Genomic DNA, 13750 nt, shown 5'->3' on the forward strand with positions numbered 1-13750 from the left:
AAAATCTCTTCAAACCACGTCAGCTTTGCCTTTCCGTAGGTATATGTAACTGACTTCGTCAGTCTTATCTCCAACCTCAAAACAGTGTTTTGAGCAACCTGTGGCTAGCTTTCTAGTTTGCTCTTTGATTTTCATTGAGCATAAATCAGCCATAAAGAAAACTTATCACAGAGATAGATATCATATAATGGCGTAAATGGTCTTTTTCTGTTAAGATTATAAGGTATTTTATTTTGGAGGAAATGACATGAAAAAAATCGTTAAATACTCATCTCTTGCGGCCCTTGCTCTTGTTGCTGCAGGTGTGTTAGCAGCTTGCTCAGGTGGTGCTAAGAAAGAAGGAGAAGCAGCTAGCAAGAAAGAAATCATCGTTGCAACCAATGGATCACCAAAGCCATTTATCTATGAAGAAAATGGCGAATTGACTGGTTACGAGATTGAAGTCGTTCGCGCTATCTTTAAAGATTCTGACAAATATGATGTCAAGTTTGAAAAGACAGAATGGTCAGGTGTCTTTGCAGGTCTTGACGCTGACCGTTACAATATGGCTGTCAACAATCTTAGCTACACTAAAGAACGTGCGGAGAAATACCTTTATGCCGCACCAATTGCCCAAAACCCTAATGTCCTTGTAGTGAAGAAAGATGACTCTAGTATCAAGTCTCTCGCTGATATCGGTGGAAAATCGACGGAAGTCGTTCAAGCCACTACATCAGCTAAGCAGTTAGAAGCATACAATGCTGAACACCCGGATAACCCAACTATCCTTAACTATACTAAGGCAGACTTCCAACAAATCATGGTACGTTTGAGCGATGGCCAATTTGACTATAAGATTTTTGATAAAATCGGTGTTGAAACAGTGATCAAGAACCAAGGTTTGGATAACTTGAAAGTCATTGAACTTCCAAGTGACCAACAACCGTACGTTTACCCACTTCTTGCTCAAGGTCAAGATGAGTTGAAATCATTTGTAGACAAACGCATCAAAGAACTCTACAAAGACGGAACGCTTGAAAAATTGTCTAAACAATTCTTCGGAGACACTTACCTACCAGCAGAGGCTGATATTAAATAATTTCTTGAAATCATCCATTCTGAATAAGATGGGTGATTTCTCAGTTCTTAGATATATAGTTTTAAACTATATATCTGACTATCTAATAACAATTTGTGAAATAAAACAAAGTATGAGATACTAGTACGGTATTATTTTTAAGGAGAAAGAATCATGAAAATCAAAAAATGGCTTGGCCTAGCAGCCCTTGCTACAGTCGCAGGTTTGGCTCTTGCAGCTTGCGGAAACTCAGAAAAGAAAGCAGACAATGCAACAACTATCAAAATCGCAACTGTCAACCGTAGCGGTTCTGAAGAAGCTCGTTGGGATAAAGTTCAAGAATTGGTTAAGAAAGACGGAATCACTTTGGAATTTACAGAGTTCACAGACTACTCACAACCAAACAAGGCAACTGCTGATGGCGAAGTAGACTTGAACGCTTTCCAACACTATAACTTCTTGAACAACTGGAACAAAGAAAACGGGAAAGACCTTGTAGCGATTGCTGATACTTACATCTCTCCAATCCGCCTTTACTCAGGTTTGAATGGAAGTGACAACAAGTACACTAAAGTAGAAGACATCCCAGCAAACGGAGAAATCGCTGTACCGAACGATGCTACAAACGAAAGCCGTGCGCTTTACTTGCTTCAATCAGCTGGCTTGATTAAATTGGACGTTTCAGGAACTGCTCTTGCAACAGTTGCTAACATCAAAGAAAATCCAAAGAACTTGAAAATCACTGAATTGGATGCTAGCCAAACAGCTCGTTCATTGTCATCAGTTGACGCTGCTGTTGTAAACAATACCTTCGTTACAGAAGCAAAATTGGACTACAAGAAAGCACTTTTCAAAGAACAAGCTGATGAAAATTCAAAACAATGGTACAACATCATCGTTGCGAAAAAAGATTGGGAAACATCACCAAAAGCTGATGCTATCAAGAAAGTGATCGCAGCTTACCATACAGATGAAGTGAAAAAAGTTATCGAAGAAACATCAGACGGTTTGGATCAACCAGTTTGGTAATAAGAAACAGGGAGGTGGGAGAGAGAATTCCACCTCTTGCTTTTGTATAGAGCATGGATTGTAAAGAAGACTATAGTTTCATAGAAAGGTAGAGAGAATATGGTTTTTCCTAGTGAACAAGAACAGATTGAAAAATTTGAAAAGGATCATGTAGCCCAGCATTATTTTGAGGTTTTGCGTACCTTGATTTCTAAGAAGTCGGTCTTTGCCCAGCAGGTTGGACTTAAGGAAGTCGCAAACTATCTGGGTGAGATTTTCAAGCGTGTGGGGGCTGAAGTGGAGATTGATGAGACTTACACGGCGCCTTTTGTCATGGCGCATTTCAAGAGTTCACGTCCAGATGCCAAGACCCTGATTTTCTATAACCACTATGACACTGTGCCAGCGGACGGAGATCAGGTCTGGACAGAGGATCCCTTTACGCTTTCGGTGCGCAATGGTTTCATGTATGGACGTGGGGTTGATGACGACAAGGGTCATATCACAGCTCGTTTGAGTGCTTTGAGAAAATACATGCAGCACCACGATGACCTGCCTGTCAATATCAGTTTTATCATGGAGGGAGCGGAGGAATCGGCTTCGACAGACCTGGATAAGTATTTGGAAAAGCATGCGGATAAACTCCGTGGGGCGGATTTGTTGGTCTGGGAACAAGGAACCAAAAATGCCTTGGAACAGCTGGAAATTTCTGGTGGAAATAAGGGGATTGTGACCTTTGATGCCAAGGTGAAAAGTGCTGATGTGGATATCCACTCGAGTTATGGTGGGGTTGTGGAATCAGCTCCTTGGTATCTCCTCCAAGCCTTACAGTCTCTTCGTGCTGCGGATGGCCGTATCTTGGTTGAAGGTTTGTACGAAGAAGTACAAGAGCCAAATGAACGAGAAATGTCCTTGGTGGACACTTACGCTCAACGCAATCCAGGGGAAATCAGCCAGATTTATGGTTTGGAATTGCCTCTCTTACAAGAGGAGCGTGCAGCCTTTCTAAAACGTTTCTTTTTTGAACCAGCTCTTAATATCGAAGGGATTCAGTCAGGTTATCAAGGGCAAGGGGTTAAGACTATTTTGCCAGCAGAAGCTAGCGCTAAGTTAGAAGTTCGTTTGGTTCCTGGTCTAGAACCGCATGATGTTCTGGAAAAAATTCGGAAACAGCTAGACAAAAATGGCTTTGATAAGGTAGAATTATACTATACCTTGGGAGAGATGAGCTATCGAAGCGATATGAGCGCACCAGCCATTCTCAATGTGATCGAGTTGGCCAAGAAATTCTATCCACAGGGCGTTTCAGTCTTGCCGACGACAGCGGGGACAGGACCTATGCATACGGTCTTTGATGCCCTAGAGGTGCCAATGGTGGCCTTCGGTCTAGGAAATGCCAACAGCCGAGACCACGGTGGAGATGAGAACGTGCGAATCGCCGATTACTACACCCATATTGAATTAGTAGAGGAGCTGATTAGAAGCTATGAGTAGAGATATTATCAAGTTAGATCAGATCGATGTGACTTTTCACCAAAAGAAGAGAACCATCACAGCGGTCAAGGATGTGACCATTCACATCCAAGAAGGGGATATTTACGGAATTGTTGGATATTCTGGAGCAGGGAAATCAACCCTTGTACGGGTGATTAATCTCTTGCAAAAGCCATCTGCAGGGAAAATTACCATTGACGATGATGTGATTTTTGATGGCAAGGTGGCCTTGACGGCAGAGCAGTTACGTCGTAAACGTCAAGATATCGGGATGATTTTCCAGCATTTTAACCTGATGAGCCAGAAGACTGCAGAGGAGAATGTAGCCTTTGCCCTTAAACACTCTGGACTCAGCAAGGAAGAAAAGAAGGCTAAAGTAGCTAAGTTGTTGGACTTGGTTGGCTTGGCGGATCGTGCTGAAAACTACCCTTCACAACTATCTGGAGGGCAAAAACAGCGTGTAGCCATTGCGCGTGCCTTGGCAAATGATCCAAAAATCTTGATTTCAGACGAGTCAACTTCTGCCCTTGACCCTAAGACAACCAAGCAGATTTTGGCCTTGTTGCAAGATTTGAACCAAAAATTAGGCTTGACTGTTGTCTTGATTACGCATGAAATGCAGATTGTCAAAGACATTGCCAATCGTGTGGCAGTTATGCAGGACGGACATTTGATTGAAGAGGGTAGTGTCCTTGAAATCTTCTCAGACCCTAAACAACCTTTGACTCAAGACTTTATCTCAACAGCCACAGGTATTGACGAAGCCATGGTCAAAATCGAGAAGCAAGAAATCGTGGAACACTTGTCTGAAAACAGCATTTTGGTGCAGCTCAAGTACGCAGGGGCTTCAACAGACGAGCCACTTTTGAATGAGTTGTACAAGCATTACCAAGTAACGGCTAATATTCTCTATGGGAATATCGAAATTCTCGATGGTACTCCTGTTGGAGAATTGGTTGTAGTCTTGTCAGGTGAAAAAGCAGCGTTGGCAGGTGCCCAAGAAGCCATTCGTCAAGCAGGTGTACAACTAAAAGTATTGAAGGGAGGACAGTAAGATGGAATCATTGATTCAAACCTATTTACCAAATGTCTATAAGATGGGCTGGGCTGGTCAAGCAGGCTGGGGAACAGCCATCTACCTAACCCTTTATATGACAGTTCTTTCCTTTATCATCGGAGGGCTCTTGGGACTGGTGGCAGGTCTTTTCCTTGTCTTGACAGCGCCAGGTGGTGTCTTGGAAAATAAGGTCGTCTTCTGGATTTTAGATAAGATTACCTCTATTTTCCGTGCGGTTCCTTTCATCATTCTCTTGGCAGTCTTGTCACCCTTCTCTCATCTAATCGTAGGAACAAGCATTGGTCCAAATGCAGCTATCGTACCCCTATCTTTTGCGGTCTTTGCCTTCTTTGCCCGTCAAGTGCAGGTTGTCTTGGCTGAATTGGATGGTGGTGTCATTGAGGCGGCTCAAGCGAGCGGAGCGACTTTCTGGGACATCGTGGGTGTTTACCTATCAGAAGGTCTTCCAGATTTGATCCGTGTGACGACTGTGACCTTGATTTCCCTTGTTGGGGAAACAGCTATGGCGGGTGCGGTTGGAGCTGGTGGTATCGGTAACGTAGCCATCGCTTATGGATTTAATCGCTACAATCACGATGTGACCATCTTGGCAACCATCATTATCATCTTGATTATCTTTACAATCCAATTCTTGGGAGACTTCTTGACCAAGAAATTGAGCCATAAATAAAAAAGGGCTAGGCAATCTGTACATCATTCATAGGAGTTGTCGTTATCGTCAAGACTTGAAATTTTCTGTACTGGTTGCTATCAATCATCACTTTTATGAGTTAGAGAGTTAAGCATTGTGGGGAGTCAATATGCAAAATCTGGGAGAAGTTTTTAAAGAATTGAGAAAGAGTCGGAATGTATCTCTACAGGAGGCGACGGGAGGAGAGTTTACTTATTCCATGCTGAGCAAATTTGAGCGTGGAGAAGCAGACTTATCATCTATGAAATTGATTACTGCCTTAGATAACATCCACTCTGATTTGAATGAATTTATGTACTTGGTACGTGGTTTTTCTCAGAAAAAGGCTTTGGCTTTTCAAGAAAATCTCTGGGAACTATATGATAGAGAAGGGATTGATTCTCTCCACGCCTTGTATGAAGAGACGATTCAAAAGTATAGATCAAGTGGTGAAAAAAGCTATCTTTTACAAATGATTCGTATCAAAAGCCTTCTTGTGTTTTTTGATTCAGAAATAAGGGCAACGGATGAAGAACTGACTTTTCTCTATGACTATTTTTTTACTATTGATATCTGGGGAAATTATGAATTGGAACTATTTTCAACGATTTCTACTTTGTTTCCTCTGCCCCTCTATTTTAAATATTCTAGGGAGATGTTGCAAAAGACGGATTTATTAGGCTCTTTACCTAGTAACAAAGTCGGTATTGATACCATTTTAATTAATGGACTTTTTAAAGCGATAGAGGAAAAGGATAAATTAAAAGCAGACTATTTTGTTTTTCAGATTGAAAAACGAGATCTACCAGAATCTCAAGCTTATCTTAAAATCATTTATATGATTGCTAAAGGGTATTATGATACGATTTTTAAAGTAGAAAATAAGGGTCTTGAAAAAATCCAGAGGGGCATTACAATCTTACAAGATTTAGAGTATATAGATGGTGCAAGATACTATGAAAACTATTTTGCAAATCAGCTTTCAAATAAAGATTTGTAATATATTCTCGTTACATCGACTGATGAAAAATAAATAGCCTTGTAGATGGAGTGATAATTAGTAGTTTCTAGGCGCTAGAGTTTCTATTTTCAGAAAAAATATATTACAAAAAAGTGGGGAGCCCCGCTTTTTTTGTTAGACTGGATTCAATAGAATACTCTTTGAAATGTGAGAAAGACCTGTTATGAAACTATTCTTAAGACATCATTTATTTAGAATACTTACCTTATCGAGGTTTTTAAGCTCAAGTGGAGCTTATATTTATAATCTGGTATTTATTGTTTATGCTGCGAGTCTACCCTTTAAAAATATAGCTGTATTTATGGCGAATATGATTACGATTTTACCTTTCCTATTTACTTTTTATGCTGGGATTAAGGCTGATCATACTCGGAATAAAGCAGGGACAATTATTTGGGTTGGTTGTGTGCAAAGTCTACTATTTCTTTTGATTGCTAGTGTGATTCATGATCAGAACTTCGTGACGTTTGCTTTTATCTGTATGGTTAATATCTGTTCAGATATTTTATCGGATTATACAGCAGGCCTTCGTATGCCGATTATCCAGCATAATATTTCAGAAGATAAGCTCTATGAAGCTTATTCCTTTACTCAGTTTGTTTCCTATTTATCAAATCTAGGAGGTCAAGCCTTAGGAGTGTGGTTACTCACAACAAGCCACCAAGATTTTTCTTTTGTTGCAATTGTGAATGCTGGCTTCTTTTTACTATCTTCTCTTATTTTGTTCAAAAATAGAAGAGAATTGACGCATTTGTCTGTAACAGTAGAGAATGAACCTATTAGTTTACTTCAACAAGTTAAGGCAATCTATGCGGACATGGATGATATCTTTAGACAGAGAGAAAGTAAATCATTGTTTAAAATTATTCTTGTCATTTTGGTAATGAATACTTTGGGAGGAGCTGTTGGAGGTATTTATCACTTTTACTTATTAGACCATACTATCTATCATTTCAGCTATGCTCAAGCCTTATTTTTAATTGAATGTGTTAGCTTGGGAGGAGCTATTCTTGGTAGCCTAACTCCCCATGATTATTTTGGGAAATGGTCTTTTTCAAGCTTGTTATCGCTCAATGCAATTCTGTTTGTATTGCTTGCTACTGCTAATATTTTAGATTTTTCTCCTCTAGTAGGTGTTGTTTGCTTAGCCTTTGTCATGTATTTGATGTCGAAATCAATGCCTAAATTAGATACTCTGTTACTGTCTAATTTGAGTGCGGATGTATTAGCTAGAAGTAATAATCTCTTGAGTATGATTTTTTCCCTAACATTACCCTTGGGGATGTCTGTATTTTCCTTCTTAGCTTTGCAAGATATCAGGCTTTGTTGGTGGGTATTTTTGGTAGTGAGTGTGATAGGGTTGATTTTATCACTAGAAAAAAGAAGTTTTTCAGGTAAAAAAGTTTAACCTAGGCAAATCAGGCTTACTAGAAGGTCTTCCAGATTTGATTCGTGTGACGACTGTAACCTTGATTTCCCTTGTTGGTGAAACAGCTATGGCTGGTGCGGTTGGAGCTGGCGGTATTGGTAACGTAGTCATCGCTTATGGATTTAACCGCTACAATCACGATAAAACTATCTTGGCAACCATCATTATCATTTTGATTATCTTTAAATTCATACTCAATGAAAATCAAAGAGCAAAGTAGGAAACTAGCCGCAGGTTGCTCAAAACACTGTTTTGAGGTTGGAGATAAGACTGACGAAGTCAGTTACATATACCTACGGCAAGGCGACGTTGACGTGGTTTGAAGAGATTTTCGAAGAGTATCAATTCTTGGGAGACTTCTTGACCAAGTCTTGAGCCATAAATAAAAAAGAGCCGCCTGGCTCTTTTTAACTAATCAGATTTTCTGTGCAAATTTTTTACTCAAGGCTTGTCCAATCAAGGCACCCACTAGGGCTCCGATGACAATACTTGCGATAAATAGAAGGACAGTTCCAGGGTTTGGCGCAACCATGATACGGTCGATATATTCTTGCGATTTTCCTCTTGCTAGAAGGGTTGCCATATAGGCTTGGGGTGCAATCCACATGAGTAAGATTGGTCCTGCTGTGCTAAAGGCAAAGAGTATGAAAGAAAGGAAATTCTTAGTTTGGTTCTTGTATTTTCCGAGGTTAGCTACTCCATCTGCTAGCAGCCCACAGATAATTCCAGGAAGGAAGGCACCGGCACCGTGTTTAGTTCCCAAGAAAAAGAGAGCAATAACAAGACCGATAGTGGTAACGGCTCCAAAGCGCGGAACTTTTGCGACTAGAATCATATAGACGCTACCGCCGACAAGGGCAGTAAAAGCAGGCGCATAAAACATGTTTCCAGTTTGGTCAAGGAGATTGCCCAAAAGAACACCAATCCCCATGCAGAGGAAGTAAAGAACTGCAAAAAGCAGTGTAGTTAAGATAGCTTTTTCCATGAATTGTCTCCTGATCATTTTTTCACAATTCTCATTTTACCATGGTTTGATGGGATTGTAAATGGATACTAGAAGTTTTTGAAAACGCTTGAAATATGATATAATAGTTTCATAGTTATTTTTAGGAGGATATCATGGGGAGATTTTTAGACTTTGTCTTTAATCGTTTCTTTTTAGGGATGATTGCGACAGCCTTCTTTTGGCTATTAACCTTGGTGGGAGGGATTATCCTTGGTCTAGCGCCTGCTAGTGCCACCTTGATGAGCCTATATGCAGAACATGGTTATAGCTTTCGGGAATACAGTTTGAAGGAGGCCTGGTCTCTTTATAAGCAAAATTTTGTCTCAAGCAACCTGATTTTCTATAGCTTTCTAGGAGTGGATCTAGTTTTGGTTTATGGCCTGTATCTCTTGGTACAATTGCCTCATCAGACCATTGTTCATTTGATTGCGACCTTTTTAAATGTTCTAGTAGTTGCCCTGATCTTTTTGGCTTATACAGTATCTTTGAAATTACAAGTTTATTTTGATTTGTCCTATCGAAATAGCCTCAAACTATCCTTGATTGGCATCTTTATGAGCCTAGCAGCTGTGGTCAAGGTTCTCCTTGGGACCGTGCTACTTGTAGCAATTGGTTACTATATGCCTGCTCTGCTTTTCTTTGTAGGAATTGGGATGTGGCATTTCTTTATCAGTGATATGTTGGAACCGGTCTATGAAAGTATCCATGAAAAATTGGCGACAAAGTAGGATGAAGCAGTTTTGGCTACATACGCTTCTGCGAACCTACAGTTCAGTGATGATCATTATTATTGCGAGTTTTGCAATCTTACTCTCTTACGCTGACTGGGATTCACGGGAAAAGGAAGCCCAGAGAGTAGCCCAGCGTGTAACTGCTAGAACAGTGAGTGAAATTGAATATTACCATAGAGAATCAACCCAGATAGCTCAGGCTTTAGTTGAAAATCAAGCTCGTATTGAGGGAATCTATAAATACTTTAGCCTTAGCATGCCAGACTATTTTTACTGGCAATTAGAGCGGAAAGCTTCGCCTTATGTATCAGTCTCTCTGCATGAAAATGTTGATGACCTCTATGTTCGAAATGATTTTGTAACTGGAGTGGCCATTGCTTTTCAAGATTACAAGGAAGTCTATGTTTCTACTAAAGACAAACGTAGTGGAGAAAAAATCAGGGCTGAGGATTTCAAACCAGCAGGAAATAGTTTTGCCATTCCGGTGTCAGATCCAGTGTCAGATCAAGACTTAGGAGTGATTTACATCTCCTTGGATCCTGCTGTTTTATACCATGCCATTGATAATACTAGAGGTCATACTCCGATGGCAGTAACAGTGACCTCACCTTTTGATACGGAGATTTTTCATATTGGTGAAACAGTTGATAAGGAGAGTGAAAATTGGCTAGTTGGCTTAACCTCTCATGGATATCAGGTTCAGGTGGCAGTTCCCAAAAACTTTGTTTTACAAGGAACAGTGACTAGCTCTGCTTTGATTGTGGGCTTGAGCCTTCTCTTTATTATCATTCTTTATCTGACTTTGAGGCAGACTTTTGCTAATTACCAAAAGCAGGTAGTGGATTTAGTAGAATCCATTCAAGTCATTGCTCAAGGCGAAGAGGGGCGTCGGATTGACATTTCCGAAAAAGATCAGGAATTGCTTTTAATCGCGGAGACTACCAATGATATGTTGGATCGATTGGAAAAGAATATCCATGATATTTACCAGTTAGAGCTTAGTCAAAAAGATGCCAATATGCGAGCCCTGCAGGCGCAAATCAACCCTCATTTTATGTATAATACGCTGGAGTTCTTGCGCATGTATGCAGTTATGCAGAGTCAAGATGAGTTGGCAGATATCATTTATGAGTTCAGTAGTCTCTTGCGTAACAATATTTCTGACGAAAGAGAAACACTCCTCAAACAGGAATTGGAATTTTGCCGTAAATACAGCTATCTCTGCATGGTTCGCTATCCCAAGTCCATTGCCTATGGTTTCAAGATAGATCCAGAGTTAGAGAATATGAAGATTCCCAAGTTTACCTTGCAACCGCTGGTAGAAAATTATTTCGCGCATGGTGTTGACCACAGACGGACAGATAATGTGATTAGCATCAAGGTGCTTAAACAGGATGGTTTTGTGGAAATTTTAGTGGTAGATAATGGTCGTGGGATGTCTGCTGAAAAGCTGGCAAATCTCCGAGAAAAATTAAGTCAGAGAAACTTTGAACACCAGGCCAGCTACAGTGATCAAAAGCAATCTATCGGGATTGTCAATGTACATGAGCGTTTTGTGCTCTATTTTGGGGACCGCTATGCTATTACTATAGATTCTGCAGAGCAAGCAGGTGTTCAGTATCGTATTACAATTCAAGATGAGTAGAAAGGGAGAAAATGTATAAAGTATTATTAGTAGATGATGAGTACATGGTGACAGAAGGTCTGAAGCGTTTGATTCCCTTTGATAAGTGGGATATGGAGGTCGTCGCAACAGCCAGTCATGCCGATGAAGCCCTAGAATATGTTCAGGAAAATCCCCTCGATGTCATCATTTCAGATGTCAATATGCCCGACAAAACAGGGCTTGATATGATTCGGGAAATGAAAGAGATCTTACCAGATGCTGCCTATATCCTGCTGTCAGGTTATCAGGAGTTTGATTATGTAAAAAGAGCCATGAACCTTAGTGTGGTGGACTATCTGGTTAAGCCTGTTGATAAGGTAGAGTTGGGAAATCTGCTGGAGAAGATTGCAGGTCAGCTCGGCGAGAGAGGGAAGAAAAGCCAGACCCTTAGTCAAGATTTAGACGAGGCTGGGTTTGTTAGTTATCTAGGAGGTAAGGAGAATTGGTGGATAGGCCTATCCAAGGAAAAGCAAGGTTCCTTCGCCATTCCCTACTATGTCTTGGGTCAAGACTGGCAGATTTTCATTTCTGACCAACCCCTAGATGGTTTAGTCGTTACTCCCTTTGAAGCTCCTTATCAAGAACACTTTGAACGCTGGAAGCTGAATGCTGAGAAAGCCCTCTTTTACGGCTCTGTAAATCTACAACAGTCTCAGAGTCTCTTTGCCTACTACGAACCGATTTATAGGGTTATCATTCAGGGGAATCTCAATCAAATCGTAGAAGAGTTGAATCTCTTGGAGAAGGTGGTTCTTGAAAATACACCTCGTGTTCCCATTACCAAACAGCTTTTTATCCAGTTTGTCATGGATGTCTTTCACTTGTTTGAACATCTCAAAGCTGATGATATGACGGACATTGTCAAAACCATTCATGCTATTCAATCCTTCGATGAATTGGTTTCTTATATCAAGGAAACTCTGACCAGCTTTTTCGGTCAATACCGTATGAATGAAAATGTGGTCAGTGTTCTGGAAGTCATTGGTCGTGATTACCAAAAGGAGCTTTCCCTCAAGGATATCAGTAAGGCCCTCTTTATCAATCCTGTCTATCTAGGGCAGTTGATTAAGCGAGAAACCGATTCGACCTTTGCAGAGCTTTTAAACAAACAACGTATTAAGGCTGCCCAACAGCTCTTGCTTTCAACCAGTGACAGTATCGAAGATATTTGTTATGCTGTTGGTTACAGTAACCTTGGATATTTCTATAAAGTTTTCCGAAAATTGTGCGGAAAATCGCCAAAAGCTTACCGAAAACAGGTAGAAACGATACTATAAGATTTGTATTCCTTTACAAAATGTGCTATAATATGAATAATATTATTAGGAGGTTCTATCATGAAAAAGAAACCGATTTATCTATGGGTCTTGTTAATCTTGTCTGCCCTTATTTCAGCTATGTCTCTGTTTGGAATGTTGAGTCCCTTACCTAGCAAAGAAGCCCTTCGTGCTGCTCAGAAACAAGTTGCAGGGGTCAGTGCTCAGCAATTAGAAGACCAGCTTAATTACAACTATGGAGTAGCAGAAGCGTATCATTCTATTTTTAATATGGCCTTGATTGTGCTATCTGCTATTTTAGTGGTCGTAGCGATTGTCTTCCTTATTCGTAAGAATTTGCAATATGCAAACTATACTTACGTTGGCTATGTTTTGTTAGCTATTATCGGTTCGATTTATGGCTATGTTGGTTTACAGGACGCTGTGCAGTTGGTTCAAGATGAGAGCATGCGTTTGACAATGAGTATTGGTTCAAAAGCTGTTAGCATTTTCTATATCGTCATCAATGTTCTCTTCCTAGCCCTTGTCTTCTATAAGATGTGGCGTCAGCAGAAAGCCTTGGCAGAAGAAGAGGGAGCAGAAAATCTTGCCTAAGTATTGACAAAAAAGAACTATCAAGATACAATCTTGGTAGTTCTTTTTCGATTAAAAATAAAATCATGGAGGAAAATATGAAGACAATTTCTTTAGTTTATATCAGTTTGAGCGGCAATACTGAGAGTTTTGTGACACGCTTGAAAGACTATCTCTTGTCCCAGTACGAGGGAATTGAGGTTCAAAAGATTCATATCAAGGATTTGGTCAAGGAAGGTAAAAATTTCTATGAGATGGACCATCCCTATGTCGCTTTTTTGCCGACCTATCTCGAAGGTGGGAATGGCGTGGATAACGGAGATGTTGAGATCTTGACGACACCCGTTGGGGATTTTATCGCCTATGGTGACAATGCTAGCAAGTGTTTTGGTGTGGTTGGTTCAGGAAATCGTAACTTTAATAATCAATACTGTCTGACAGCCAAGCAATACAGTCAACGTTTTGGTTTCCCTGTATTGGCTGATTTTGAAATGCGAGGCATGCTGGAAGATATCAAACATGTCGCAGCTATTATCGCAGATTTGTATGAGTTGGAAAAGGAGAATTAAAGTCAATATAAGAGGCGTTTGGGATTTTTCAACTGTTTTTTTGAGTATAAACAGTCTTTAAGAACGTAAAAAAGCATAAGTTCAGGTCTTCAAAACCTTGTTCTTATGCTTTTTATCATAGAAATATTTGCTGCATTTTCTCTTGAAATGAAACCTTATACTCAATGAAAA

Annotated in this window: 15 protein-coding genes and 1 pseudogene; 14 read left to right on the forward strand and 2 right to left on the reverse strand. The window is 40.2% G+C overall.

Annotation, left to right across the window (positions count from 1 at the left end):
- Positions 1–9: 9 nt before the first annotated feature.
- A complete protein-coding gene (locus HT671_RS11980) occupies positions 10–135 on the reverse strand; it encodes a hypothetical protein (protein WP_054394526.1) in 126 nt (41 codons plus the stop codon).
- Positions 136–247: 112 nt separating this feature from the next.
- Here HT671_RS11980 and HT671_RS10850 point away from each other — a divergent pair, with 112 nt between their 5' ends.
- From HT671_RS10850 to HT671_RS11985, 9 genes and pseudogenes are all read left to right on the forward strand, one after another.
- Complete coding sequence (locus tag HT671_RS10850) at positions 248–1078, forward strand: amino acid ABC transporter substrate-binding protein (RefSeq protein ID WP_000724930.1); 831 nt, start codon at positions 248–250, stop codon at positions 1076–1078.
- A 153-nt stretch (positions 1079–1231) separates the two neighbouring features.
- Entirely contained in the window at positions 1232–2086 is an 855-nt protein-coding gene (locus HT671_RS10855) for a MetQ/NlpA family ABC transporter substrate-binding protein (protein ID WP_000694496.1), read from the forward strand.
- Between the two features lie 99 nt (positions 2087–2185).
- Positions 2186–3559, forward strand: a complete 1374-nt coding sequence (locus tag HT671_RS10860; protein ID WP_050223309.1) for a M20/M25/M40 family metallo-hydrolase — start codon at positions 2186–2188, stop codon at positions 3557–3559.
- A complete protein-coding gene (locus HT671_RS10865; protein WP_000085651.1) occupies positions 3552–4613 on the forward strand; it encodes a methionine ABC transporter ATP-binding protein in 1062 nt (353 codons plus the stop codon). Before HT671_RS10860 ends, HT671_RS10865 begins: the two co-directional genes overlap by 8 nt.
- A 1-nt stretch (position 4614) precedes the next feature.
- A complete protein-coding gene (locus tag HT671_RS10870) occupies positions 4615–5307 on the forward strand; it encodes a methionine ABC transporter permease (RefSeq protein WP_000444653.1) in 693 nt (230 codons plus the stop codon).
- Between the two features lie 130 nt (positions 5308–5437).
- Positions 5438–6307: an Rgg/GadR/MutR family transcriptional regulator gene (locus tag HT671_RS10875; RefSeq protein ID WP_050223307.1), complete on the forward strand. Its 870-nt coding sequence runs from the start codon at positions 5438–5440 to the stop codon at positions 6305–6307.
- 184 nt (positions 6308–6491) lie between these two features.
- Positions 6492–7736, forward strand: a complete 1245-nt coding sequence (locus HT671_RS10880; protein ID WP_025170636.1) for a hypothetical protein — start codon at positions 6492–6494, stop codon at positions 7734–7736.
- 22 nt (positions 7737–7758) lie between these two features.
- Positions 7759–7977 (forward strand): annotated as a pseudogene (locus HT671_RS10885) (hypothetical protein); the annotation flags it as partial.
- Positions 7955–8080, forward strand: coding sequence for a hypothetical protein (locus HT671_RS11985; RefSeq protein ID WP_257379697.1), 126 nt, complete (start codon positions 7955–7957; stop codon positions 8078–8080). The pseudogene HT671_RS10885 and the gene HT671_RS11985, both read left to right, overlap by 23 nt.
- A gap of 92 nt (positions 8081–8172) precedes the next feature.
- Here HT671_RS11985 and HT671_RS10890 read toward each other — a convergent pair whose 3' ends face one another.
- Positions 8173–8742, reverse strand: a complete 570-nt coding sequence (locus HT671_RS10890) for an MptD family putative ECF transporter S component (protein ID WP_138703090.1) — start codon at positions 8740–8742, stop codon at positions 8173–8175.
- Positions 8743–8876: 134 nt separating this feature from the next.
- Between HT671_RS10890 and HT671_RS10895 the strand changes: the two genes are divergently transcribed.
- The 5 genes from HT671_RS10895 to nrdI all read left to right on the forward strand — a co-directional run bounded on the left by HT671_RS10895 (position 8877) and on the right by nrdI (position 13579).
- Complete coding sequence (locus tag HT671_RS10895) at positions 8877–9491, forward strand: DUF624 domain-containing protein (RefSeq protein WP_023935553.1); 615 nt, start codon at positions 8877–8879, stop codon at positions 9489–9491.
- Positions 9469–11139 carry a sensor histidine kinase gene (locus HT671_RS10900; RefSeq protein ID WP_138703096.1) on the forward strand — a complete coding sequence of 557 codons (1671 nt, stop codon included), beginning with the start codon at positions 9469–9471 and terminating at the stop codon, positions 11137–11139. Before HT671_RS10895 ends, HT671_RS10900 begins: the two co-directional genes overlap by 23 nt.
- Positions 11140–11150: 11 nt before the next feature.
- The gene (locus HT671_RS10905) at positions 11151–12437 is read left to right on the forward strand and encodes a response regulator transcription factor (RefSeq protein ID WP_166735304.1); all 1287 of its coding nucleotides are present in this window, start codon (positions 11151–11153) and stop codon (positions 12435–12437) included.
- A 60-nt stretch (positions 12438–12497) separates the two neighbouring features.
- On the forward strand, positions 12498–13031 hold the full coding sequence (locus HT671_RS10910) for a hypothetical protein (RefSeq protein ID WP_000729016.1): 534 nt from the start codon (positions 12498–12500) through the stop codon (positions 13029–13031).
- Between the two features lie 77 nt (positions 13032–13108).
- Entirely contained in the window at positions 13109–13579 is a 471-nt protein-coding gene (nrdI, locus tag HT671_RS10915) for a class Ib ribonucleoside-diphosphate reductase assembly flavoprotein NrdI (protein WP_014017189.1), read from the forward strand.
- Positions 13580–13750 lie beyond the last annotated feature (171 nt).

The organism is Streptococcus sp. 2741 (genome assembly GCF_013276315.1).
Taxonomy (GTDB): domain Bacteria; phylum Bacillota; class Bacilli; order Lactobacillales; family Streptococcaceae; genus Streptococcus; species Streptococcus pseudopneumoniae.